This window comes from Pseudomonas sp. PGPPP1, from assembly GCF_002255865.1.
Taxonomy (GTDB): domain Bacteria; phylum Pseudomonadota; class Gammaproteobacteria; order Pseudomonadales; family Pseudomonadaceae; genus Aquipseudomonas; species Aquipseudomonas cremoris.
Window position 1 is genome coordinate 40546 of the sequence record NZ_NKIG01000023.1, and the last position, 24267, is coordinate 64812.

25 protein-coding genes and 1 pseudogene are annotated in these 24267 nt (G+C 60.8%); 9 read left to right on the top strand and 17 right to left on the bottom strand.

All coding sequences use genetic code 11. The annotated features are described in order from the left end of the window. Positions 1-14: 14 nt before the first annotated feature. Genes CFE47_RS22485 through CFE47_RS22520 form a run of 8 tightly spaced genes read left to right on the top strand, consistent with a single transcriptional unit; the run spans position 15 to position 6514 of the window. Positions 15-1262, top strand: coding sequence for an NAD(P)/FAD-dependent oxidoreductase (locus tag CFE47_RS22485; RefSeq protein ID WP_286840575.1), 1248 nt, complete (start codon positions 15-17; stop codon positions 1260-1262). Beyond that, on the top strand, positions 1259-1993 hold the full coding sequence (locus tag CFE47_RS22490) for a class I SAM-dependent methyltransferase (RefSeq protein ID WP_286840577.1): 735 nt from the start codon (positions 1259-1261) through the stop codon (positions 1991-1993). The genes CFE47_RS22485 and CFE47_RS22490 overlap by 4 nt, the downstream gene beginning before the upstream one ends. Continuing rightward, positions 1990-2472, top strand: coding sequence for a hypothetical protein (locus tag CFE47_RS22495; protein ID WP_286840579.1), 483 nt, complete (start codon positions 1990-1992; stop codon positions 2470-2472). The genes CFE47_RS22490 and CFE47_RS22495 overlap by 4 nt, the downstream gene beginning before the upstream one ends. After that, complete coding sequence (locus CFE47_RS22500) at positions 2469-3635, top strand: beta-ketoacyl-[acyl-carrier-protein] synthase family protein (RefSeq protein ID WP_286840581.1); 1167 nt, start codon at positions 2469-2471, stop codon at positions 3633-3635. Before CFE47_RS22495 ends, CFE47_RS22500 begins: the two co-directional genes overlap by 4 nt. Next, entirely contained in the window at positions 3632-4093 is a 462-nt protein-coding gene (locus CFE47_RS22505; RefSeq protein WP_286840583.1) for a hotdog family protein, read from the top strand. Before CFE47_RS22500 ends, CFE47_RS22505 begins: the two co-directional genes overlap by 4 nt. Beyond that, on the top strand, positions 4090-4818 hold the full coding sequence (gene fabG / locus CFE47_RS22510; RefSeq protein ID WP_286840585.1) for a 3-oxoacyl-ACP reductase FabG: 729 nt from the start codon (positions 4090-4092) through the stop codon (positions 4816-4818). The genes CFE47_RS22505 and fabG overlap by 4 nt, the downstream gene beginning before the upstream one ends. Beyond that, the gene (locus tag CFE47_RS22515; protein ID WP_185704910.1) at positions 4818-6044 is read left to right on the top strand and encodes a beta-ketoacyl-ACP synthase; all 1227 of its coding nucleotides are present in this window, start codon (positions 4818-4820) and stop codon (positions 6042-6044) included. Before fabG ends, CFE47_RS22515 begins: the two co-directional genes overlap by 1 nt. Before the next feature lie 26 nt (positions 6045-6070). Continuing rightward, positions 6071-6514 (top strand): hypothetical protein, encoded by a 444-nt coding sequence (locus CFE47_RS22520; RefSeq protein WP_185704908.1) that lies wholly within the window; start codon positions 6071-6073, stop codon positions 6512-6514. Positions 6515-6755: 241 nt separating this feature from the next. Here CFE47_RS22520 and CFE47_RS22525 read toward each other — a convergent pair whose 3' ends face one another. Together CFE47_RS22525 and CFE47_RS22530 are read right to left on the bottom strand one after the other, a co-directional pair. Continuing rightward, positions 6756-7142, bottom strand: coding sequence for a type II toxin-antitoxin system PemK/MazF family toxin (locus tag CFE47_RS22525; protein ID WP_312490549.1), 387 nt, complete (start codon positions 7140-7142; stop codon positions 6756-6758). 87 nt (positions 7143-7229) lie between these two features. Beyond that, the gene (locus CFE47_RS22530) at positions 7230-8123 is read right to left on the bottom strand and encodes a LysR family transcriptional regulator (RefSeq protein WP_286840589.1); all 894 of its coding nucleotides are present in this window, start codon (positions 8121-8123) and stop codon (positions 7230-7232) included. A gap of 172 nt (positions 8124-8295) precedes the next feature. On the opposite strand from CFE47_RS22530, the gene CFE47_RS22535 reads away from it, so the two are divergent. Next, entirely contained in the window at positions 8296-9516 is a 1221-nt protein-coding gene (locus CFE47_RS22535; RefSeq protein WP_376750078.1) for an MFS transporter, read from the top strand. Between the two features lie 95 nt (positions 9517-9611). Here the strand turns inward: CFE47_RS22535 and CFE47_RS22540 are convergent. From CFE47_RS22540 to CFE47_RS22610, 15 genes and pseudogenes are all read right to left on the bottom strand, one after another. After that, a pseudogene (locus tag CFE47_RS22540) lies at positions 9612-10052 on the bottom strand (cytochrome b/b6 domain-containing protein); the annotation flags it as partial. A gap of 174 nt (positions 10053-10226) precedes the next feature. Further along, a complete protein-coding gene (locus CFE47_RS22545) occupies positions 10227-10661 on the bottom strand; it encodes a type II secretion system protein M (RefSeq protein WP_286840592.1) in 435 nt (144 codons plus the stop codon). A gap of 8 nt (positions 10662-10669) precedes the next feature. Further along, positions 10670-11770 carry a type II secretion system protein GspL gene (gene gspL / locus CFE47_RS22550; RefSeq protein ID WP_286840594.1) on the bottom strand — a complete coding sequence of 367 codons (1101 nt, stop codon included), beginning with the start codon at positions 11768-11770 and terminating at the stop codon, positions 10670-10672. Continuing rightward, positions 11767-12615 (bottom strand): type II secretion system minor pseudopilin, encoded by an 849-nt coding sequence (locus CFE47_RS22555; protein WP_286840596.1) that lies wholly within the window; start codon positions 12613-12615, stop codon positions 11767-11769. Before CFE47_RS22555 ends, gspL begins: the two co-directional genes overlap by 4 nt. After that, on the bottom strand, positions 12612-13160 hold the full coding sequence (locus CFE47_RS22560; protein ID WP_286840598.1) for a type II secretion system protein GspJ: 549 nt from the start codon (positions 13158-13160) through the stop codon (positions 12612-12614). The genes CFE47_RS22555 and CFE47_RS22560 overlap by 4 nt, the downstream gene beginning before the upstream one ends. Continuing rightward, on the bottom strand, positions 13153-13548 hold the full coding sequence (gspI, locus tag CFE47_RS22565; RefSeq protein WP_286840600.1) for a type II secretion system minor pseudopilin GspI: 396 nt from the start codon (positions 13546-13548) through the stop codon (positions 13153-13155). Before gspI ends, CFE47_RS22560 begins: the two co-directional genes overlap by 8 nt. Beyond that, the gene (gene gspH, locus CFE47_RS22570) at positions 13538-13999 is read right to left on the bottom strand and encodes a type II secretion system minor pseudopilin GspH (RefSeq protein ID WP_286840602.1); all 462 of its coding nucleotides are present in this window, start codon (positions 13997-13999) and stop codon (positions 13538-13540) included. Before gspH ends, gspI begins: the two co-directional genes overlap by 11 nt. 4 nt (positions 14000-14003) lie before the next feature. Further along, a complete protein-coding gene (gene gspG, locus CFE47_RS22575; protein WP_185704886.1) occupies positions 14004-14447 on the bottom strand; it encodes a type II secretion system major pseudopilin GspG in 444 nt (147 codons plus the stop codon). Then, the gene (gene gspF, locus CFE47_RS22580; protein WP_286840604.1) at positions 14448-15647 is read right to left on the bottom strand and encodes a type II secretion system inner membrane protein GspF; all 1200 of its coding nucleotides are present in this window, start codon (positions 15645-15647) and stop codon (positions 14448-14450) included. It abuts the gene before it with no gap. 2 nt (positions 15648-15649) lie between these two features. Then, positions 15650-17098, bottom strand: a complete 1449-nt coding sequence (gspE, locus tag CFE47_RS22585) for a type II secretion system ATPase GspE (protein ID WP_286840605.1) — start codon at positions 17096-17098, stop codon at positions 15650-15652. Next, positions 17095-18996, bottom strand: coding sequence for a type II secretion system secretin GspD (gene gspD / locus CFE47_RS22590; protein WP_502695498.1), 1902 nt, complete (start codon positions 18994-18996; stop codon positions 17095-17097). Before gspD ends, gspE begins: the two co-directional genes overlap by 4 nt. Positions 18997-19004: 8 nt before the next feature. Continuing rightward, positions 19005-19508 (bottom strand): type II secretion system protein N, encoded by a 504-nt coding sequence (locus tag CFE47_RS22595; protein ID WP_286840606.1) that lies wholly within the window; start codon positions 19506-19508, stop codon positions 19005-19007. A 274-nt stretch (positions 19509-19782) separates the two neighbouring features. Beyond that, positions 19783-21252 carry an N-acetylglucosamine-binding protein GbpA gene (gene gbpA, locus CFE47_RS22600; protein ID WP_502695499.1) on the bottom strand — a complete coding sequence of 490 codons (1470 nt, stop codon included), beginning with the start codon at positions 21250-21252 and terminating at the stop codon, positions 19783-19785. 265 nt (positions 21253-21517) lie between these two features. Then, positions 21518-22585, bottom strand: a complete 1068-nt coding sequence (gene hemE / locus CFE47_RS22605; RefSeq protein ID WP_286840610.1) for a uroporphyrinogen decarboxylase — start codon at positions 22583-22585, stop codon at positions 21518-21520. 254 nt (positions 22586-22839) lie between these two features. Further along, positions 22840-24258, bottom strand: a complete 1419-nt coding sequence (locus CFE47_RS22610; protein WP_286840612.1) for a glutamate synthase small subunit GltD family protein — start codon at positions 24256-24258, stop codon at positions 22840-22842. Positions 24259-24267: the final 9 nt, after the last annotated feature.

Here is a 24267-nt window from a genome sequence, read left to right on the forward strand (position 1 = left end):
GGCAAGGAGCCCTCGTGCCCACAGTTGAAATGGAACGTCGCCAGGTGGTGGTGATTGGTGCCGGTCCGTCCGGGGCCATCGCCGCCGCGCTGTTAAAGCGCAAAGGGCATGATGTATTGATCATCGAGCGCCAGCATTTCCCGCGTTTCTCGATTGGCGAAAGCCTGCTGTCCCACTGCATCGACTTCATCGAAGAAGCCGGCATGCTCGACGCCGTGCAGGCCGCTGGTTTCCAGCTCAAGACCGGTGCGGCATTCGCCTGGGGCGAGCGCTACAGCGCGTTTGATTTCAGCGATACGTTCAGCAACGGCAAGCCCACCACTTTCCAGGTGCAGCGTGGCGAGTTCGACAAGTTGCTGGCCGACCAGGCCGCGCTTCAAGGCGTCGACATTCGCTACGGCGAAACCATCGTCGGCGTGGACTTCAAGGGCGACTGCCGCTACCTGCACGTACGCCGCGAGAACGGCAGCGAGTACCACCTCAAGGCCAAGTTCGTGCTCGACGCCAGCGGCTACGGCCGCGTGCTGCCGCGCTTGCTGGAGCTGGACTTGCCGTCTGACTTCCCGGTGCGCCAAGCGGTGTTCACCCACGTCGAAGACCGTATCGAACACCCAGGCTTCGACCGCACCAAGATCCTCGTGACCACCCATCCAACCCAGCGCGATATCTGGTTCTGGACCATCCCGTTCAGCAACGGCCGTTGCTCAGTGGGCGTGGTTGCCGCCAAGGAACACTTCGACGGCCGCGACAGCGACCTCGATGCCTGCCTGCGCGGTTTAATCGACGAGACCCCAAGCCTGTCCGGCGTGCTGCAAAACGCCGTGTGGGATACCCCGGCGCGCACCATCGGCGGCTACGCGGCCAACGTCAAGACCCTGCATGGCCCGGGCTTTGCGCTGCTGGGCAATGCGGCAGAATTCCTCGACCCGGTGTTCTCGTCCGGCGTGACCATCGCCATGCGTTCGGCGAGCATGGCCGCAGGCCTTCTGCACCGCCAACTGAGCGGCGAAGCGGTGGACTGGCAAACCGAGTTTGCCGAACCGCTCAAACGCGGTGTCGACACCTTCCGCTGCTACGTCGAAGGCTGGTACGCCGGCACCTTCCAGGATGTGATTTACCACCCCGACAGCTCGCCGGAAATTCGCCGCATGATCTGCTCGATCCTCGCCGGTTACGCGTGGGACGAGCGCAACCCGTTTGTCAGCGAACCCAAGCGGCGGTTACGGATGTTGTCGGAAATTTGTGCGGGTGAGCCGGTATGAGCAGTCAGTACTTAAGTAAGAACTACGTCGAAGAAACCAAGTTCGGCTTCTGGTTCCTGCGCAGCCACACCTGGCAGCACCACGTGTTGCGCGTGGCGATCAACGACCTGCGAGGCCTGTTTACCGACCCGTTGCCACAGGCACCCGTGTTGCTGGACGCCGGTTGCGGCCAGGGCAAGTCGTTCCAGTATCTGCAGCAGGTGTTCGCCCCCGCGCGCCTGATCGGCCTGGATGCCGACCCTCACAGCCTGGAGCTGAGCAAGGCCGAAGCCGTGCGCCAGGGCCTGGATATCGAGTTGATCGGCAGCGACTGCGCCACCCTCAATGTGCCGGATGCCAGCGTCGATATCCTGTTCTGCCACCAGACCTTCCACCACCTGGTTGAACAGCACCGCGCCCTCAAAGAGTTCTACCGCGTGCTCAAGCCGGGCGGTTACCTGCTGTTTGCCGAGTCCACTGAAGCCTACATCGACACGTGGGTGATCCGTTGGCTGTTCCGCCACCCGATGCACGTGCAGAAAAGCGCCGAAGAGTACCTGGAGATGATCCGCGAGCAGGGTTTTGAGTTCGGCGCGCAGAACGTTTCGTACCCGTATTTGTGGTGGAGCCGTTCCAGCGATTTCGGCCTGCTGGAACGCTGGGGTCTGCGCAAGGCGCCACCGGTGGGCCAACGCGAAGAAACCCTGGTGAACTGCGTGGCACGCAAGCCCCTGGCGAGCGCCACCCCATGATGCGCCTGTTGCTGATCGGCTGCCTGTTGCTGCTGAGCGCCTGCGCCAGCCAGCCACCGCTGCCTGAGAAAACCCCGGCCTTGGCCTTGCCGATGCAACTGCACGTGCAACGTCTGGCCGATGGCCAAAGCCAGGACTGGTTGTTGGTGATCCAGCGCGAAGGCGGCGGCATTCGCTGGTCGATGATGGACCCGCTGGGCATCCCCCAGGCCCGGCAAAAACTGATCAATGGCCAGTGGCAGGCCGACGGCTTGCTGCCGCCCAATCCCCAGGCGCGCGAGCTGTTCGCCGCGCTGCTGTTTGCACTGGCCTCGGCAGATGACCTGCGCGCGCTGTACCCCAACGCACAAGCCATGGACCTGACGCGCACCCTGCCCGGCCATTGGCAGATCGTGTATCAGTCTTCCGAAGTGTTCAGCGTGAATATCAGCGGGCAACCGTTGAGCTACCGCATCACGCCACTTGGGGCTGCCCAATGACCGCCTACCTCAATGCGCTCGGCGTGATCTGCGCCCTTGGCCGTGGCCAGGCCGAGGTCGCGCGCAGCCTGTTCGCCGGCGACTGCTCGGGCATGCGCGCCGAAAGCGGCTGGGTGCCGGAGCGCGTATTGCCGGTGGCCGGCGTGCACGGCGAACTGGCAATCATCCCACCGGAACTTGGCCAGCAAAGCAGCCGCAATAACCAGCTGCTGCTGGAAGCGGCGCTGCAGATCGAGGATGACATTCGGCAGGCGATCCATCGTTACGGCGCGTCGCGCGTGGGCATCGTGCTGGGCACCAGCACGTCGGGCATCGACGAAGCCAGTCGCGGTATCGCCCATTACCTGCGGGAACATCAGTTCCCAGCCGACTACGACTACCAGCAGCAAGAACTGAGCGCCCCGGCCAACTTCCTCGCCGACTGGCTGCAACTGAGCGGCCCGGCCTATGTGATCTCCACCGCTTGCACCTCCAGCGCCCGTGCGCTGATGAGTGCCCAGCGCCTGCTGGCGCTCGGGGTATGTGATGCGGTGATCTGCGGTGGCGTCGACAGTTTGTGCAAGCTGACCCTCAACGGTTTCAGCTCGCTGGACGCCGTGTCGAACGAGCGCTGCAATCCGTTTTCAGTGAACCGCAACGGCATCAACATCGGCGAAGCGGCCGTGCTGTTCCTGATGACCCGGCAACCGGCGCCCATCGCCCTGCTGGGCAGTGGCGCCAGTTGCGATGCGCACCATATTTCCGCACCCGAGCCCAGCGGCAAAGGCGCGCTGCAGTCGATGCGCAAGGCCCTGGCCAGCGCAAAGCTTGCACCCGAGCACATCGGTTACCTGAACCTGCACGGCACCGCCACCCAACACAACGACGCGATGGAAAGCCTGGCGGTTGCCAGCCTGTTCCCCAACGGCGTGGCCTGCTCGTCGACCAAGCCCATGAGCGGCCACACCCTGGGCGCCGCCGGAGCGCTGGAAGCGGCGTTCTGCTGGCTGAGCCTGGCGCACGGCGTCATGCCGCCGCATGTGTGGGACGGCCAGGCCGACCCGGCATTGCCCGCCTTGCAATGGACGCGTACCGGTGAACCCTTGAAAAAACGCTGCCTGATGAGCAACTCGTTTGCCTTCGGCGGCAACAACGTCAGCCTGATTATCGGAGAGGCCCCATGATCCATTGGCCACTCGCTGAACTGCTGCCCCATGCCGGCGACATGATCCTGATCGACCAGGTGTTGTCGTTCGATGAAGAGCAGATTCATACCCGCACCACCGTCACCCCTGGCGGCCTGTTCAACCGCCCTGACGGCAGCCTGCCAGCGTGGGTTGGCATCGAGTTGATGGCGCAAAGTGTCGCCGCCTACGCCGGTTGCCGCGCGCGCCAGAAAGGCGAAGCGGTGGAACTGGGCTTCCTGCTGGGCACCCGTAAGTTCGAATGCAACGTGGAGCATTTCCCGGCCGGTGCCGAACTGACCATCCACGGCCTGCGTTCGCTGGAAGACGACAATGGCATGGGTGTGTTCGAATGCCATCTCACCGGTGAAGGCATCCAAGCCAGCGCTCGCTTGAACGTATTTCGACCGCCCCAGGCGGCCAACTATTTAGATGAATCGAAGGACGAAACGCCATGACTGAATCCGTACTGGTCACCGGCTCCAGCCGTGGTATCGGCCGCGCCATTGCCCTGCGCCTGGCGCAGGCCGGCCATGACATCGTGCTGCATTGCCGCAGTGGCCGTGCGCAAGCCGATGCAGTCCAGGTCGAGGTCGAGGCCCTGGGCCGCAAGGCGCGGGTGCTGCAATTCGATGTGGCGGATCGTGCCGTGTGCAAGCAAATCCTGGAAGCGGACGTTGAGAGACACGGCGCCTATTACGGCGTGGTGCTCAACGCTGGCCTGACCCGTGACGGCGCGTTCCCGGCCTTGTCGGAAGACGATTGGGACGTGGTGATGCGCACCAACCTCGACGGTTTCTACAATGTGCTGCACCCGGTGATGATGCCGATGATTCGTCGTCGCGCCGCTGGCCGCATCGTTTGCATTACTTCGGTTTCCGGCTTGATTGGCAACCGTGGCCAGGTCAACTACAGCGCCTCAAAAGCCGGCTTGATCGGTGCGGCCAAGGCCCTGGCCATCGAACTGGGCAAGCGCAAGATCACCGTCAACTGCGTCGCACCGGGTTTGATCGACACGGCCATGCTCGATGAAAACGTACCGGTGGAAGAACTGATGAAGATGATCCCCGCGCAGCGCATGGGCACCCCGGAAGAAGTCGCCGGCGCGGTGAATTTCCTGATGTCGGCCGAAGCCGGCTATATCACTCGCCAGGTCCTGGCCGTGAATGGGGGCCTGTGCTGATGAAGCGCGTCGTAGTCACCGGCATGGCCGGCATGACCTCCCTGGGCGGCGATTGGGACACCATCGCAGCCAACTTCCGCGCCAACCGCAGCGGCATCCGTCGCATGGATGAGTGGGATCGCTTCACCGAATTGAACACGCGCCTGGCCGGACCGATCGACGATTTTGTCGTGCCGGCCCACTGGACCCGCAAGCAGCTGCGCAGCATGGGCCGCGTCTCGCGCCTGGCGGTATGGGCGGCGGAGCAGGCGTTGCAGGACGCCGGCTTGCTCGGCGATGAGTCGATCAAGGACGGGCGCATGGGCGTGGCCTGTGGCTCGTCCACCGGCAGCACCGACGAGATCAAGGCGTTCGGCAACATGCTGCTGAACTCGGTAGCCGAGGGGCTCAACGCCAACTCCTACGTGCGCATGATGCCCCACACCACGGCGGCGAACATCAGCATCTTCTTTGGCCTGACCGGGCGGCTGATCCCCACCTCCAGTGCCTGCACCAGCGGCAGCCAGGGCATCGGTTATGCCTATGAAGCAATCAAGTTCGGCCGCCTGCCGTTGATGCTCGCTGGTGGCGCCGAAGAGCTGTGCCCCACCGAAGCCATGGTGTTTGATGCGCTGTACGCCACCAGCCTGAAAAACGATGCACCGCAGACCAGCCCGCGGCCTTACGACAGTGGCCGCGATGGCCTGGTGATCGGTGAAGGTGGCGGCATGCTGGTGCTCGAAGAGCTGGAACATGCCCTGGCACGCGGTGCGCACATCCACGCGGAGCTGGTGGGTTTTGGCAGCAATGCCGATGGTCAGCACACCACGCGTCCGGAGCAGAAAACCATGCGCCGCGCGATGGAACTGGCGCTGGAAGACGCCGGGCTTACCCCGGACGCCATCGGCTACGTCAACGGTCATGGCACTGCCACCGACCAGGGCGACATTGCCGAAACCCTGGCCACCAGCAGCCTGTTTGGCAGCCGCATGCCCATCAGCTCGCAGAAGAGTTTCCTCGGCCACACCCTGGGCGCCTGCGGGGCGTTGGAGTCGTGGTTCAGCATCGAGATGATGAACCGCAACCAGTACGTGCACACCTTCAACCTGGACGCCGTCGACCCACAATGCGGCGAGTTGGATTACCTGCAAGGTGAGTTCCGCGAGATGCACAACGACTACGTGATGAACAACAACTTCGCCTTTGGCGGCGTGAACACGTCGCTGATCTTCCGCCGCTGGTCCTGACTTTTTAATCGATTGGAGAATACGGAATGTCTTCCTTGCTACGCGCTACCTTGATCACCCTGGCCCTGTTGACCACCGCCGGCTGCACCAACAAGCCGATCCTCAACACCCAGCATGAGCTACCGGTCGACAACCAGGTCAGCGAAGAAAAGATGAAAACGATCATCGTCAACGCCCTGCAAAAACGCGACTGGACGGTAGAGCGCCTGAGCCCGCAACTGGTGCAGGCCGAGATCAACGTGCGTAACCAGTACTACGCCGCTATCGACATCCGCTACACCCGTAACAGCTACGCCATCACCTACCGCGACAGCCGCCAACTGGGCTACAAGGACGGCAAGATCCATCGCAACTACAACCGTTGGGTGAGCATGCTGGACCGCGACATCATGGCGGCGTTGCGCAGCAATGGTACAAACGAGGCGGGCTCGGCGGCGCAGTTGTTCGAACAAACCGGCACTACTAAGTAAAACAGGTACCGCTTCCTCGCCACTAAACGAATTTGGGTTCAACAGAAACGACAAAGGGCGCCTTTCGGCGCCCTCTTCACAAACAGGTTGGCTTGTCATCGCCGCTTCCTGCCTGGCTCTGCGATGGCTGGTTGCCCAGGATCCTCAGAGTCTCACAAGCCCCTTACGGGAACGTGGCCAGTATGCCCGAAAACTCCTTGCCCGCAATCAGTGGCAAAGCGCCGCCGGTCTATCGCAAAATTCAGTGCAGTCCAAGCGCACTGCGCACCGCTGCTTTTATCGCGTGAAACTGTTCGCGGGTGAGTTCTGCGATTTTGTAAGTTCGTTTGCCATGGCGATCTTTACTTTTGATTCTATCGAGCCGGCCCAGGCTCACCGTCGCCACAATGTCGCATTTCGCCCAACAGATCGGACTCGCTCCTTGAAGATGGCTGTCGAGTTGCAAATGATGGTCCATAACCGTCTGTGGAGCGGTAGTACTCAACGGAACCACCGTCACCAGCAGTTTGTTGGTTCGGTGCTTGCGAATCACAATAACGGGCCTGATCTTGATGATTTCCGGTACTTCATAGCCTCGAAAATCACAAATCAACACACTGCCCTCCTTGGGCTGATAAAGAAGTGCTATCCATATCACTCACTTGAAAAAAAGCGATTCTGCGCAATTTTCCGGACAATCACTAAGGTGGATGCGTTACCCGATATGTGACCCTGCCTACACCGCCACTTTACGCGTCAACAACTCCACAAACGCCTGAGCCATGGGCGTTTGCACGCCCTTGCGCTGCACCAGCCACACCGCCGTCACCGCCTCCGGGTCCAGCAAAGTGCGGTACACCACGCCGTCAATGCGGATGCGCTGGTAAGACGCCGGCAGCACCGACACCCCCAACCCCGCCGCCACCAACCCGATGATGGTCATCGCCTCCCCTGCCTCCTGGGCGAAGTGGGGGCTGAAACCGGCATCACGTGCCAAGTTGATCAACTGCGCATAAAGACCACTGCCGTAGCTTCGCGGGAAAAACACGAACGGTTCCTGTGCCAACTGCGCCAGAAGCAGGCCACGCTCACTGCCCTCGACCAGCGGGTGGCCGGCATTCATCACGGCCACCAGCGGCTCGCGCATCAACTCGACCACGCTCAAGGAGTCCGGCAACGGCAACGGACGCATCAGCCCGACCTGGATCGATTCATCCACCAGTGACTCGGCCACTTGGGTGCTGCTCATTTCCTGCAGGTTCAGGTGCACCGAAGGGAACGCCTGGCGAAACGCGAAGATCGCCTGGGGGATACTGGAGTTGAACGGTGCCGATGAGGTGAAGCCGATCTTCAACTCCCCCAGTTCACCCAGCTGCGCGCGCCGCGCCACATCCGACGCCTTGTCGACCTGTGCCAGCACCAATCGCGCCTCGTGCAGGAACAAGCGGCCCGCCTCGCTCAGCTCGACCCGACGATTGGTACGCTCAAATAAGCGTGCCCCCACCTCCTGCTCCAGCGCCTGGATCTGCTGGCTCAACGGCGGTTGCGAGATGCCGAGCACCTGCGCGGCCCGGCCGAAATGCAGTTCTTCGGCGACGGCGATGAAGTACCGCAGGTGGCGTAATTCCATGCAAACCTCATTAGGTCGTAAAAGCTATCAAACAGGTCGAACAATATATTGGAAAGAATCATTAGCCAGCTATATTCTTTTTTGCATTGCCGGTCCTGGCACGTTCTTCCTCCCCGAGGTCCCCGTGAATTCTGCTGTCGCTCCACTCGCCCAAGAACTCCCTCCTACCGCCCTGGATGACGTGGTGGCCCAACTCAATGACGCGTACATCGAGAAGGGTACGCCGATGTTCATGCGCACGGTGCTGGCGCTGTTCTCCGGCGGTTTTGCGACGTTCGCCCTGCTGTATTGCGTGCAGCCGATGATGCCGGCGCTGTCCCACGAGTTTTCCATCAACGCGGCCCAAAGTAGCCTGATCCTGTCGGTGGCCACGGCAATGCTGGCGTTGGGCCTATTGATCACCGGACCGATATCCGACCGGCTGGGACGCAAACCGGTGATGGTCTCCGCGCTGTTCTGTGCGGCACTGGCAACCATTGCCAGCGGCTTGATGCCGACGTGGGAAGGGATCCTGTTGATGCGTGCGCTGGTCGGCCTGTCGCTCAGCGGCCTGGCGGCGGTGGCGATGACCTACCTGAGCGAAGAGATCCACCCGCAGCACATTGGCTTGGCCATGGGCCTCTACATCGGCGGCAATGCCATTGGCGGCATGAGCGGACGCCTGATCATCGGCGTGTTGATCGACTTCGTCAGTTGGCACACCGCAATGCTGATCATCGGCGCCGTGGCGCTGATCGCGGCCACGGTGTTCTGGAAAATCCTCCCCGAGTCGCGCAACTTCCGCGCCAGCAGTCTCAAGCCGCGCAACCTGCTGGATGGCTTTGTCATGCACTTCAAGGACGCGGGCTTGCCATGGTTGTTCCTCGAAGCCTTCCTGCTGATGGGCGCATTCGTGACGATGTTCAACTACATCGGCTATCGCCTGCTGGCCGATCCGTATGACTTGAGCCAGGCGGTGGTCGGCCTGTTGTCGCTGGTGTACCTCTCAGGCATCTACAGCTCGGCAAAAATCGGCTCGCTGGCCGACCGCCTTGGCCGCCGCCGCGTGCTGTGGGCCACCATCGTGCTGATGCTCGCCGGCATCGCCCTGACCCTGTTCACCCCGCTGTGGCTGGTGGTGCCAGGCATGCTGATCTTCACCTTCGGCTTCTTCGGCGCCCACTCGGTGGCCAGCAGCTGGATCGGTCGCCGTGCGGTGAAGGCCAAGGGGCAGGCGTCGTCGTTGTACCTGTTCTGCTACTACGCGGGGTCCAGCGTGGCCGGTACGGCTGGCGGGTTCTTCTGGCACTTTGCAGGGTGGAGCGGGATCGGTGCGTTCATCGTTGCACTGTTGATCGGTGCGTTGCTGGTGGCGTTGAAGTTGGCGAAGTTGCCGCCACTCGCCCGCGCCTGAAGAACTGTCGTTTCAAGGCCCCGGACCTTGAACGACATCCGCGCCATCACCCGTTTGCCACGCTTCTCATGCAGTACCACCGCGCCAATATGCAGAACCAGCATCAACAACAGCACTACGCACGACAGCACATGCACTTGGGTATACCTGGCGATGGTTGCGGGGTCACTGACGAACGGGGAAATGGCGAACAGGTTAAACACATTGATCGGCCGATCCATCATCAGCACGCCCGTCGCCAATACCACCGCCAACACCAGGTACATAGCCTTGTGGACGAATAACGCCATGTACTCCTGCAGCGAGCGCTGGGTGGAAAAATCCAGGCCGTGGGAGAAAGAGCAATAAACCCGCAGTACAAAGACTGGGATATACAACGTGGTCAACGACACGTTAAAAAAACCGACCCACGCCTTGATGGCGGCAGGAACGCTAAATACGGCCACATAAAAACCCGACAACAACGACCACACAATGATGACGGCAGAAACCCAGTGCAGGACTTTCTGGCTCATCGAATATTCAGCAGTTCTCATTTCGTTATCACCTTTGCATCAATGCCAATCATCGGCGAGTGAATTCACGGCGGATTTTTGACGAAAGACTGCCCTCCAGGCGTAGGAATAATCCCAAATACTACGGAAGGGCAGCGCGAGAATGCTGATAGCGCCGTTTGCTATACCGTCGGTCGGCACATTTAGGGCCAACACCTAAAGCACCACGCGTGCTTCTAGCCGCTGCTCCCGCTTTTCCAGCGTCAATGTGAGCAAAGGCGTGCCATCGCGCTCTACATCAGCAAGCCAGCTCAACAGTGCGTGCGCTTCTCCGCTGATGCTCAAGCGCAATTGGTCGCCATCCACTTCCATCTGGTGCAGGTCCAGGCCTGCCGCCGTTGCGCGTTCACTGAGCCGGGCCGGCAAGGGTTGGGTGGCAACCGACGTGTCTTGTTGGGGCTGAGCCAGCAACACTCGCCGCGAGAGGACCCACTGTTGTTGGTACAGGCGCTCGGCACCGGCCAACCGTTGCTGCGTGGGTTGCCACAGTAATGAGTAGAGCAATCCGCAGAGCAGCAGCAGTGCCATGCAAATAAGCAAGTAGCGCTCGCGCAACGACAGACTTTTCCAGGCGCGTAAGGTCGACTCCATCCGGCGCTTCACAAAGACTGCTCCCACATCAACACCGCCTGTACTCGGTTTCCATTCTTACTGGCATTGCCGATACGCACCGGTATCCCGCTCTGCTGCCCACGCTCACGCAGTTGCTCCAGCTCATTGAAACTGGAGGTCGTCAATTGCACCTTCCAGCCATCACCTGCCTGAAAATCGATGCGCTGCACGTCCACATCCCCACCACCGATCACCTGTTCGGTGAGCCGCACTAGGGGTGCGAGCGCAGTGGTCGAAGCGGTCGCGCCTTGCCTCTGCAATGCATCGAGCTGCGCGGAAAGATCTACGACACGGGTTTGCTGTGGATACAGCGCTTGAAACCGTTGCAGGCTTTGCGCATACAACTGCTGCGCTTGCCCTTCGAGGGTTTGAATACGCACCAGTTTGAACCCCCAATCCACCATGAACAGCAAGGTGGCCGCGAGGGCCAACGTCACCCACGGCCAGGCCCGCCGGGCGCGACCGAACTCACCCTGCAACAGGTCGATCGATTGGCCGTGTCCACTCCACAGCGCCGCTTCAATCAACATCCGGCTGTCGGTGTCGTCCAGCCACTGCAACGGCTCGACAAGCAAGGGTTCAATGGCCTTGAGGCCCTGTGGAGAAAGCGCCACGTGCAGGTTGCCGCCGACTACGCGACGGTCAAGCCAGTCGACGGCAGCAGTGGAGTCGTCGAGTAATAGATTGGCGTCCACCTTCACGCTACGGACCTGAATACCCAGTGTCGCCAGTAAATGCAGCAACGCCCTGAAACGCGCTTTATGCGTGACCAGCACCGGATAACGACCCTGGCGGTCACGGCGCCCGGCACACACGTGCACTCCCTCCAGGTCGTCACCCAGTTGTTCCTCGATGGCGAAGGCGATCGCCTGGGCGTCCGGTCGACGTTTTGACGGCCATGGTTCTGTGCGCAAGAAACTGCACATTTCCATTGGCAGCAACAGATCGACAGGTTGCCCAGCCAGGCGCTGCGCGGCTTCGGCCAACAGCATCCGCTCGCAGTCACCTGCGGCGCGCCACAGCAGACACGGCCACTGGTCGGAAGGCGCAGCGAGGCCTTCGGCGCTCAAATGAAGCCAGTTTTTCATAAAGAGTTCTCGCTAGAGATCGGAGGAAGAAAACGTCGCTGCACCACGCGCCAGCGCCCGGTTTTGCGCTCACGCTCAACCTCGCTGACCAAACGTAATCGGCTGGTGCCCAGGCTCACCTCGACACTGACGCGGAACCAGCGACTGCCGATGCCCAAGCCCTGACTGTTGATTCCCAGCCCTGCGATCAGCGGATCATGGGTAAACGCCTGGACGCTGGCATAACCGTCGTCGGGTCGTTGGGCCACCAGTGCCTGGGCAGTCGCCATGGACACGCCGTCCAACATTGCCAACACCTGCGCCGGAGCAGTATTGATGTTCAATGCGGCGTCCTCTGGCAGGGTCGCCACCCAAGGCTCCAGCCTGCGCAAGAACGCACCGTCGATACCCGGCAGCACGCGCAGCTGGCTCAGTTCCTGTACCGCGCCGGTTGCCGGCAATTCCAACGGCCCCAGCCCCAAGGAGCCAAGCAGCCGCGTCCAGCGCTGTCCTGCCACCCTATCCACGTGCCCTTCGCTTAACAGCGCGTTGAGGTTGAAGCGACCGGAAAGGTCTTCGATATGCAGATTGATCTGCGCGCCGTCAGTCGCGAAAGGCCAGATGGCATGGGCCCATGGCTGGGCTGTATGTACCCTCTGCCTGTCATCCTCGGTCGCCTCCAGCGTAAGCTTTGCCCAGGCTTCCGCCGACAGTGCCAATTGCCGAAGCTGTACCTGGTGCAAGTGACGCGTGCTGCCTTGCAACATCAACAAATGGCTACGCAGCATGGCCGCCGTCAGTAACAACGCCAGGCTCATGACCAGCAACACGCTCAGCAGCGCGACACCGCGTTGGCGACGTTTCATGGATGCCCTTGGGGCAATGGCCACACGCGGCGTATCCGCTCGAAACGACCACTCGACAGCACCACTTCGAGTGCTTGCGGCGGTGTGGTCGCTGCGCCGCGCCCCACTGGCCAAGCGGCACTCCAACCGGTCTCGGGGTCGTACAATCGCCAGGTGAACTCGTCCACATCATCGAGCAGTTTCTGTCGCTCCACCGTGGATGAATCCAACCCTCGGCTTTCACGCCAGAGCACGCGGTTTTCCAGGCGATAGAGCACATGCTGACGCCCGCTGCGCGGCAGGTCATGTGGGTTGCGCCAGTTGCTGCGCACCAGCTGCAAGGTGGTGGGGCCAAGGACCATGACCGATGACGCCACGTGCAACGCATCCCGCTCAATCACGCCGAGCACCCGCTGCAGGCGACGCAGTGACTGTTCGTGGCTGGCCACGCCTTGTTGTGCGCGTACGGTCGTGTCGAATAGCCGCCAACTGGCCAGCCCCAACAAGGCAAAGATAGCCAGGGCAATGACCAATTCCAGCAGGGTAAAACCACGTTGTTTATTCATGCACGGCAGGCACCCAACTGCGGGTGCTGTAGACCGGCTGATCGCTGCCTTGGCGCGTGACGCTGATATCGACCTTGAGCATTCGAGGGTCCGTATCCGGCGTGATGATCTGCTCGACCACCCAATCACTCTGGTCAAAGTGCCGCAGCAATTGCTGGCGCCCAGGCGACACAGCCTGCAAGCGCAATTCGCTGAGTTGGTTATCCGCCAACCAGGCGCATTGCATCTGCTCCTTGAGCCGGCTGTTCTGCTGCAATGAGTAATGGCCGGCCGTGATCACGGCGGCGGCCAACGTGGCGAAAATCGTCAGGGCAATCATGACTTCCAGCAAGGTGAACCCCCTGGCCGTCTTGGTACGTTTTCGATTGCGCCGGTGTTTACCCTTCAATCCAAGGGTCTCCCGCGCCGTCACTGACCACGCTCAGCCACGTCTGCTCCATCGACTTGAAGTACAGGACAAATGCACTGAGTTCATCGTTGCTGAGCATCAGCAATTGCGGCACGGCACCGTCGAGGTTCAGTTGCTGACCTTCCTGTTCGAGGTGCAAGTACAGGCCCTCGGGCAACCGGTGCACGGCACCGGCGGGTTGCCAGCCCTCGTGTTCAAGGCGCGCGACGCGATATTCATCGCGCTGTATGCGCACACCGTATTCACGCCCCTCGATCACGGCTTGCTCGCGCAGTTGCTGGACCAATTGCAGCAGTTGGCCGGCCTCCTGACGTGCCACGCGACCAGGGCTGTTGCCGGTCGACAGGCTGACTACACCCAGCACTATGCCGATCAGGGCGATCACCACCATCAGTTCCAGCAAGGTAAATCCACGGCTACGCCTGGGCATCCGATCAGCCTCCCCAGTTGCCGATATCTGCCGCGTGACCTTCGCCACCGGTTACGCCATCGGAGCCCAATGAGTAGAGGTCATAGCCGCCATTGGCCGCGCGCACGCCAGGGTTGAGGTATTGGTAGGGCGTGCCCCAAGGGTCCACCGGCAGGCTTTTCAGATAGCCCTGAGGGTTCCAGTTCCTTGCGGCCGGTGTGCCTGTCGGGCGATGGATCAAGGCCTCCAGGCCTTGCTGGGTCGAGGGGTAATAGGCGTTATCGAGGCGATACATTTCCAGGCTGGTGGAAATTGCCTGGATATCCGTCTTGGCGGCCGTGACTTTCGCCTGGTCGGGTCGGCTCATGAACTGCGGCACCACAATGGCGCCGAGCACGCCGATGATGACCACCACCACCATGATTTCAATCAGCGTAAAACCGCGTTGGCCTTGGGGCATTTTGCGCATTCAGTTCACCAGTTGGTTAAGGCTTAAAATCGGCAACAGAATGGCCATGACGATCAGCAGCACTACGCCGCCCATCACCACCAGCATTGCCGGTTCGAACAAACTCACCACCAGCGCGATGCGTGCGGCGAGGCTTTTTTCTTGTTGTTCGGCGGCGCGCGCCAGCATGGCGTCGAGTTCACCGGCGCTCTCGCCACTGGCGATCATGTGCAGCATCAGCGGTGGAATATCGCCGCCCGCTTCAAGCCCGCGGGTCAGGGTGCCGCCCTCGCGTACAGAACGGGCGACATCGGCCATGCGCGCCCGAATGGTCACGTTACCAATCACGGCAGCAGCGATTTCCAGGGCGTCCACCAACGGCACGGCGCTTTTCCCGAGGATCGCCAGGGTGCTGGCGAATCGGGCCGCTTCCATTGCGCGCAAAACGCCGCCCAACAGAGGAATACGCAACGCCAGGCGATGCCAATACCAACGCCCGCGCGCTTGCTGCAGGCTCCAACGCAGCCCTATTACGATGCCGGCCAGTACCACCAACAGCACCAGTCCGTAGGCACGCAGGCCATGGCTTACAGCGATCATGGCCTGGGTCAGCCAGGGCAGCGGCTGGCCACTGTCGACAAAGATCTTCACCACATCCGGCACGACGTACCCGAGCAGAAAACCGACGATTGCCACACAGGCCGTCATCAGCAACGCCGGATAGACCAAGGCCAGTTGGATCTTCTGGCGCGACGCCTGGCGTGCTTCGGTATACGCAGCCAACTGCTCAAGCACATGGCCTAGATGCCCCGAGCGCTCGCCGGCCGCGATGGTCGCGCAAAACAATTCTGGAAATGCCCGAGGAAATGCCCCCAGCGCAGCGGCCAGTGAATGACCTTCCATCACACGGCCGCGCACCTGCACGAGCAGACGGGATACACGACGTTTCTCGCTCTGCTCGGCAACCGCTTTGAGGGCTTGCTCCAGCGGCAAACCCGCTTGGACCAGGGTCGACAGTTGCAAGGTCAACAAGGCGAGGTCAGCGGCATTCAGCCCCAGCGCCAATCCTCTGCCGTTACGCGCACTCGCTGCTTGCACCCGGCTCGGCAGCAGGCCCCGTTCACGCAGCAATTGCCTGGCGTGACGCGGGCTGTCGGCCTCTTGCCGACCCCGGCACGTACGGCCCTGACGGTCTCGGGCTTGATAGTCAAAGGTGGGCACGACTAACTCTCCTGGATGACCCGCAGTAGCTCATCCACGCTGGTCAAGCCTTCGAGTACCAGCCGACGACCGTCCTGAAACAGGCTTGGCGAGTGACGTCGCGCTTCGGCCAGCAACGCCTGCTCACCGGCCCCCTGGTGAATCATCCCGGCCAGTTGGGGGGTCACCCGAACCAACTCGTAGATACCGACACGCCCGCGATAGCCCTGCTGGCAATGCTCGCAACCGCCGGCCTTGAACAGCCCGTGGATAACTTCGCCTGGCAGCCCCAAGCGGTGACCTATATCGGCGTCTGCCACCACAGGAATTTTGCAAGCCGGGCAAAGCGTGCGCAGCAGCCGTTGGGCCAGCACCCCCACCAGGGATGACGCGAGCAGGTAGGCATCAATGCCCATGTCCACCAGCCGGGTGACCGCGCCGATGGCACTGTTGGTGTGCAGGGTCGATAGCACCAGGTGCCCGGTCAGCGATGCCTGGACGGCGATTTCAGCGGTCTCGCCGTCGCGGATCTCGCCGACCATCACCACGTCCGGGTCCTGGCGCAAAATGGCGCGCAAGCCACGGGCGAAGGTCATCGCAACTTTGGGGTTGACGGGTGTCTGGCCGATCCCGGGCAGGTGATATTCGATCGGGTCTTCAACGGTCAGGATATTGCGGGTCTGGTCATTGAGGTGCGTCAGCGCGGCATAGAGGCTGGTGGTTTTGCCCGAGCCGGTGGGGCCCGTCACCAGGAAGATCCCATGGGGTTTGCCCAGCAGCGAATGCAGGTCGGCCAAGGTGCTGGGAGCCATGCCCAGGCGTGTCAGCTCCAGACGGCCGGCGTGTTTGTCGAGCAAGCGCAACACCACTCGCTCACCGTGGGCAGAAGGCAAGGTCGAGACCCGTACATCCACTTCATGGCCCGCCAGGCGCAGGGCCATACGACCGTCCTGGGGCACACGCTTTTCGGCGATGTCCAGGCGTGCCATGACTTTGATCCGAGACACCAGCAGCGTCGCCAGCTCGCGCCGTGGCCGCAGCACTTCACGCAACTGACCGTCGATGCGCATGCGCACCGTCAGGGTGTGTTCGAACGTCTCCAGATGCACGTCGGAAGCTTTTTCCCGGACTGCCTCGCTGAGCAATGCGTTGATCAGCCGAATGATCGGCGCATCGCCTTGTTGCTCCAGCAGGTCAGCGGTCTGGGGCACCTGGTCGACCAGGCTGAGCAGGTCCAATTCATCATCGAGCCCTTGGGCGACCTGTTCGGCGGCGCTTTGCCCCTCACTGTAGGTGTCGGCCAGGCGCGTGGCGAAGGCGTCGCTGCTGAGAATGCGCAACGGCAGTTCGCACTCCGTGAGACGACGCGCTTCGCCCACGGCGCTTAGCGGCGTATCCGCGCGAACGGCTAAGTACCCATCGTCGAGCAGTACGCCAAAACGCCGGGCGAAACCGAAGGGCAGTGGCTTCATTGCGTCACTGTTCCAGGCTGTCGCAGGTCGAACAGCTGCGCCGCCTCGTCGGGCAGTTGCAGGGAGCGATGCTGGCCAGACGTCGGCAAGCTCTGCTCACGCAGGTCCTGATAACGCCGCTGGCTGATCCCGGACAAGTCCTGGCCACTGCGCACGATGGTTGGGCGCAGGAACACCATCAGGTTGCTCTTGACCTGGGTGTCGCGGCTCCAACGAAACAGCGCGCCGAGATAAGGAATGTCGCGCAACAGCGGCACACCGCTGTGCTGGGTACGCACACTGTCCTTGATCAACCCGCCAATCACGATGATCTCGCCATCGTCGGCCAGGATCGTGCTCTTCAGCGCACGCTTGTTGGTAATCAGGTCGGATGAGTCCACGCCCGACACGGCCGGGGCGATGTCCGAGACTTCTTGCTCGACCTCCAGGCGCAGGGTCGAGCCTTCGTTGATGTAGGGTTTGATCTTGAGGCTGATGCCGACGTCCTTGCGCTCCACCGTGGTAAAGGGGTTATCCGCACCACTGCTGTTGGTGGCGTAGGAGCCCGTCTTGAACGGCACGTTCTGGCCCACGATGATTTCCGCCTCCTGGTTGTCCAGGGTCAGCAGGCTCGGCGTCGATAAGAGGTTGCTGCGACTGTTGCTGGCCAAGGCGGAAATCAGCGCGCCAAAATGGTCCCCACCCAGTTTTAGCAACGCCCCCTCGGGGACTACGCTTTTTTCGTCGAACTTCAAGCCGCCGATGATCGGCAACCCAGTGCCGGGAAAGTTGATCAGCCCCGACGCACCGCTACCGTTGAGCGCCCACTGCACACCGAGCGCTTCGGCGATGTCGCCGGAAATCTCGACAATAGCGGCATGGATCAGCACCTGCGCACGCGGCCGGTCCAGTTCGCGCACGATGCCTTCGAGTGTTGCCAACTGAGCCGGTTCTGCCACCACCACGAGGGCATTCTGGCTTTCATCGGCGCGCACCATAAAAGGCGCGTTGGTGGTGGTGTCTTTGAGCCCTAAAGCGGTCAGCGGCGATTTGCTGCCTTGCCCCATGGTGTCCAGCACTTCGGCCAGTTGCTTGGCATCGCTGTAGCGCAGGCGGATGACACGGGCATTGTCCAGGCGCTCGGGGGCGGCGGTATCCAGGCTGCGGGCCAACTGCACCAGGCGCTGGCGCACGGCTGCCGTGCCAACGATCACCAGGCGGTTGCCGCGCGGATCGGCCAGTACTGAAATGGCACTTTCCGCATTTTGTTTGCCCAGCGTACCCTCCATCAACCGAGCGATATCCACCGCGACGCCATGGCGCAGCTCCACCAGTTCATGGGTATTCTTCGCCCCCGAATCCAACTGCCGCACGACCTCGCTGATACGCCGTACATTGCGCGCTGTATCGGTAATCACCAAGGCGTTGGCCGACACCGAGGGGCCGACATAGCCATTGGTGGAGATCAAGGGCCTGATGAGCCCAGCCAGATCAGAAGCGTTGCTGATACCCAGCGCGATGACTTGCGTCACGAACTGCTCGGGGGCTGCCGTGGGCTCCTGCGCATCGGCCGAGAGAGACTTGGCTTGGGCAACCGGCACCACAAGGATCTGATCGCCCTGGTCAATCACACTGAAACCATGGGTATCGAGCACGCTGTAAAACAGCCGTCGAACACCTTCACGGTCCAGCGCCTGGCTGGACATCACGGTGATGCGCCCCTGTACTTTGGGGTCGAGGATCACCGTCTTGCCCAAGATGCTCGATATTTCTTCGACCACATCACGCAGCTCGGCATTGTTCATGGTCAACTGCCAGCGCTCTTGCGAAGCCGACACGTGGCCCGTGGACAACACTGCGAACAAGGTCATTGCGCCGAAGACGCCGCATAAGGTGCGCTGCCCGATGATGCTGTGCATGGGGTTATTCACTTCCGGGATTGTTCGGCGGTTGGCTTGAGATGGAGGCTTCTTGCCTCCTTGCGATGTGCATCCACAACCTGCAGAAACCTCTCGCCCGCAGGACGTAGCATCAGTAATTCCTCGCGGCCCTGACGCCACAGCACAACGTGGGCCGGTTCAATGCGCCGCAGCACACTGCTTGCCGACAACCGCTCGCCGGCACGGTAAAACCGTTCGCCAGCAGGCCCGGCCAGCAACGCCCGCGACTCGCCAGTGCCGACCACCGTGGCCAGTAAGGTCAAGGGTTCAGCACTGCTCACCCTTGCGTCCGGCGAGGAAAAACCAAGCACTGTCGCCACCGCCAGAATGTTGAGCGGCGCCGGTACCGCTACTGGCACGGCAGGGACTGGTGTTGGCAAGGGCGCCTGTAACCCTTGGTGAAACGCCCTCTCCTGCCACGCCAGCATCAGGGCATAGCCCAAAGGCAGTGCCAGGATGAGCACCCGGACCCAGGACATGCGTATCGTCATACGCATCTGCGTGCCGAGCATTCAATAAAAAAAGGGGGGTTGGAATACAAAAAAACATCTGAAAACAAGAACAAAATCCTATTAAAAAAATAGTGGACACTTAGAAATAAAAGTATCGAGCAAACAAATATTCGCTTCCCAAGTTGGTATGACCGAGCAAGCCAAACTACTCACTTGCTTCATGTAATGAACCCCCACAGATAACCAATCCACTCCACTTAAAAAGCCCAAGGCAAGTTTTAAATTACTTGCCTCGGGCTTTCTCAACTAACGCTTACAGTTGGTTCCACGCGGTTTGCCAGTGGTGGCCAACACCTGGCTCAAAGCCCGTGGCGGTTGCTGTGTACTGCTTGCAGTAGCCCGACTCTGGGAACGGCTTGCACTCATAAACTTCACCCGTTTGCGGATGCAGTACGCGAGTACCGGCGTCATAGGTTGTCAGGCCTTCCGGGAATACGAAGTGGTAGTCCTTCGCGCCACCTTCACCCGTCATGTTGACCGGCTGGGTGTCCTGAAGCGTGGTACGCCCGTCTGTGGTAGTGCCCACCAATGTCATGTGGTGAGTACCCGGCTCAGAGCGCACGTCCATTTCAAGCCAGTTGCCGGAACCCTGCGCCAGGGCTTTCACAGTGCCGACAGGTTTGTTACTAGCGTTGAACAAGGTCGCTTCGACGTTCATGTCGCGGTTGGCGAGCATGGAGAAGTTGACCGTTGCGCGGCCTTTGTCCAGAACGTAATTGGTAGCAAACGCCGACAGGACCATGCGAGCGCTCTCGTCTTGCTTCATGTCCAAAGCGACTTCGTAACGAACCACGCCACTGTCTTTCTGGGCATACAGGTTGTTCTGGCCTTTGACCGGCGCAACATTGCCCTGCTCATCGCGGATACCCGCTTGAATCAAGGTTTGGGTCTTGTTGATTTTTTCTGCCAGCTTGAACGCCCAGTGCTCAGGTTTCCCTTCCTCAGTGTTATCGATGCTGATTTCAACCGAGTGCGGCATGCTCTCACCCGCAGCAGTAAAGGCACGGGCCTTCACCTTGTCGCCAGGCAGCAGTGCGTTGGACGGCGCGATACTGCCAACATTGCTCCAGCCACCTGGCAACTCCGCTTCGGCAATGATGTTCACGTCAACCACGTTGTAAAAGGCGGCATCGGTGTCGCCGACCGTCCAAACGCCGAGCAGAACGTGAGAACCGTTTTTGTCCTGTGGAATGACACATTCGTGCTTGGCGCCTGGCGTCGGCAGTACGTTGCCACCGTCGACCGAACAGAACGGGGTGCTGTCGAACGAGGCGCGTGCGAGTGGCTGGTTAGGATTCCAGCCATTGCGGGTAATGAAGTACTCATGCTTGGTCACCGGGTGCGGCGCCGTGTACTTCCAATCGAACTTTACAGTGCGATCCTTGATTTCAGTCTTGTACCAACGCGTGGCGGACTGAGCGTCAACGGCAGAAAACAGGCCATGACCGCCACTGGCGATCTTCCCGTCAACCGGCCCCTGCAACGGCGCGCCGCCTACTCCAGCAGGGAACCCCTTGAAGGTTTCACCCACGCTTTGCGGCTCGTACTGAGCACCGCCGCAGTCTTTGTTCAGGCCTTTCTGGCACTGGAACGCCCGGGAAGGCGGGTCATTCAAGAAGCCATGCGCGATGGCGTTCTGCACGGGCAGTAGCAACGCACTTGCAAGGACCAACGAAGACGCGCCGCCCCATTGCGAAATGTTTTTTTTGATCACGATTTTTATCCCACGATTAAAACTTGGTAAATAGCGCACACACAAATGGCGCGAACGATGCCTTGAAGAGTTATCGAACGACAACCGGCGGCAATGGTCGCGAAAGCCTCAGGAAGTGGCTGTAGGAAAAGTCTTGAAGTTAACGGTCAGGCACAAAAAAGCCCCGACAAGTTAAATAACAAGTCGCTCTTTAAAAATACAAATACTTTGATTTTGGAAATAAAAAACCCACCACTCCACGTACAACGAAGTGATGGGTTTCAGGCGGGAAATGTTACTGGTGGTATTGCGCGGACAACTCGTGCACGGCCTGCAGGAACGCGCCGGCATGCTCCGGATTCACTTCCGGCGTGATGCCATGGCCCAGGTTGAACACATGCCCGGTGCCCTTGCCATAGCTGGCCAGGATACGGCCGACTTCGTTGCGAATCGCTTCCGGCTTGGCGTAGAGCACAGTCGGGTCCATGTTGCCTTGCAGCGCAACGCGGTTACCCACGCGCCGACGGGCTTCGCCCAGGTCGCAGGTCCAATCCAGGCCCAGCGCGTCGGCACCGGCGTCGGCAATGCTTTCCAGCCAGAGGCCGCCGCCCTTGGTGAACATGATCACGGGCACTTTACGCCCTTCGTGTTCACGGATCAGGCCGCTGACGATCTTGCGCATGTAGGCCAGGGAAAACTCCTGGTACGCCGCCGACGACAGGTTGCCACCCCAGGTGTCGAAGATCTGCACCGCTTGCGCGCCGGCCATGATCTGGCCGTTGAGGTAGGAAATGACCGACTGCGCCAGCTTATCCAGCAACAGGTGCATGGCTTGTGGGTTGTCGTAGAGCATGGCCTTGGTCTTGCGGAAGTCTTTCGACGAACCGCCTTCGACCATGTAGGTGGCCAAGGTCCATGGGCTGCCGGAGAAGCCAATCAGCGGCACGCGACCATTGAGCTCGCGGCGGATGGTGCTGACGGCATCCATCACGTAGCCCAGGTCCTTGTGAGGATCAGGAATCGGCAGGGCTTCGATGTCGGCCAGGGTGCTGACGACTTTCTTGAAACGCGGGCCTTCGCCGGTTTCGAAGTACAGGCCTTGGCCCATGGCATCAGGAATAGTCAGGATGTCGGAAAAAAGGATGGCCGCGTCCAGTTGTGGATAGCGGTCCAGCGGCTGCATCGTGACTTCGCAGGCGAACTCCGGGTTCATGCACAGGCTCATGAAGTCACCGGCGTTGGCGCGACTGGCGCGGTATTCCGGCAGGTAGCGACCGGCCTGGCGCATCATCCACACAGGGGTGACGTCCACGGGTTGCTTGAGCAGGGCACGAAGGAAACGGTCGTTCTTGAGGGCAGTCATGTCGGCATCCGCAAAAAAAGTGCGGGCATTTTCTCAGAGCCAGACGCAAAAGGCACGGAATGCGCCGTGCCTTTTGTCTATAGCGTTGATTTACGACAATGTCTGGCATCACAAACCTCAATGTGGAATGAGGCTTGTGTGGGAGCTGGCTTGCCTGCGATGCAGGCAACTCGGTGTATCAGGTACACCGAGGTGATGCTATCGCAGGCAAGCCAGCTCCCACATTTTGATCCCATTTCAGCTCGGGATTGGGGTTAGACGCCGAGGTAATCCAGGATCCCTTCGGCGGCATTGCGGCCTTCGAAGATCGCCGTCACTACCAGGTCAGAACCGCGCACCATATCGCCACCGGCGAAGATTTTCGGGTTGCTGGTCTGGTGCTTGTACTGGCCCTGTTCCGGGGCGACTACACGGCCCTGGCTGTCGGTCTGGATCTGGAACTGCTCGAACCACGGCGCCGGGCTCGGACGGAAACCGAAAGCGATGACCACGGCGTCAGCCGGGATGATCTCTTCGGAACCCGGGATCGGCTCAGGGCTGCGACGGCCACGTGCGTCCGGTTCGCCGAGACGGGTCTCGACGACCTTCACGCCTTCGACGCGGTCTTCACCGACGATAGCGATTGGCTGGCGGTTGTAGAGGAATTTCACGCCTTCTTCCTTGGCGTTCTTCACCTCTTTGCGCGAGCCGGGCATGTTGGCTTCGTCACGACGATAGGCACAGGTCACCGACTTGGCGCCCTGGCGGATCGACGTACGGTTGCAGTCCATCGCGGTGTCGCCACCGCCCAGCACCACGACCTTCTTGCCCTTCATGTCGACGAAATCTTCCGGCGACTTTTCAAAGCCCAGGTTGCGATTCACGTTGGCGATCAGGAAGTCCAAAGCGTCGTACACGCCCGGCAGGTCCTCACCGGCGAAACCGCCCTTCATGTAGGTGTAGGTGCCAATGCCCATGAACACGGCATCGTATTCTTCGAGCAGTTGTTCCATGGTGATGTCTTTGCCGATTTCGGTATTGAGACGGAACTCGATACCCATGCCGGTGAACACTTCACGACGGTTGCTCAGTACGGTTTTTTCCAGCTTGAACTCGGGAATACCGAAGGTCAGCAGACCGCCAATTTCCGGGTTCTTGTCGAACACCACCGGGGTCACGCCGCCGCGTACCAACACGTCGGCACACCCCAGGCCCGCCGGGCCCGCGCCGATGATCGCAACGCGCTTGCCGGTCGGCTTGACCTTGGACATGTCCGGACGCCAGCCCATGGCGAACGCGGTGTCGGTGATGTACTTCTCCACCGAACCGATGGTCACCGCGCCGAAGCCGTCGTTAAGGGTGCACGCACCCTCGCACAGACGGTCCTGCGGGCACACCCGGCCGCACACTTCCGGCAGGGTGTTGGTCTGGTGCGACAGCTCGGCGGCGGCGAGGATATTGCCCTCGGCCACCAGCTTGAGCCAGTTGGGAATGAAGTTGTGCACCGGGCACTTCCACTCGCAATACGGGTTACCGCAACCCAGGCAGCGGTGGGCCTGGTCGGCCGAGTGCTGGGGTTTGAAGGGTTCGTAGATTTCCACGAACTCTTTCTTGCGTTGACGCAACAGTTTCTTCTTCGGATCTTTGCGCCCGACATCGATGAACTGGAAGTCGTTATTCAGACGTTCAGCCATGTTAAAACC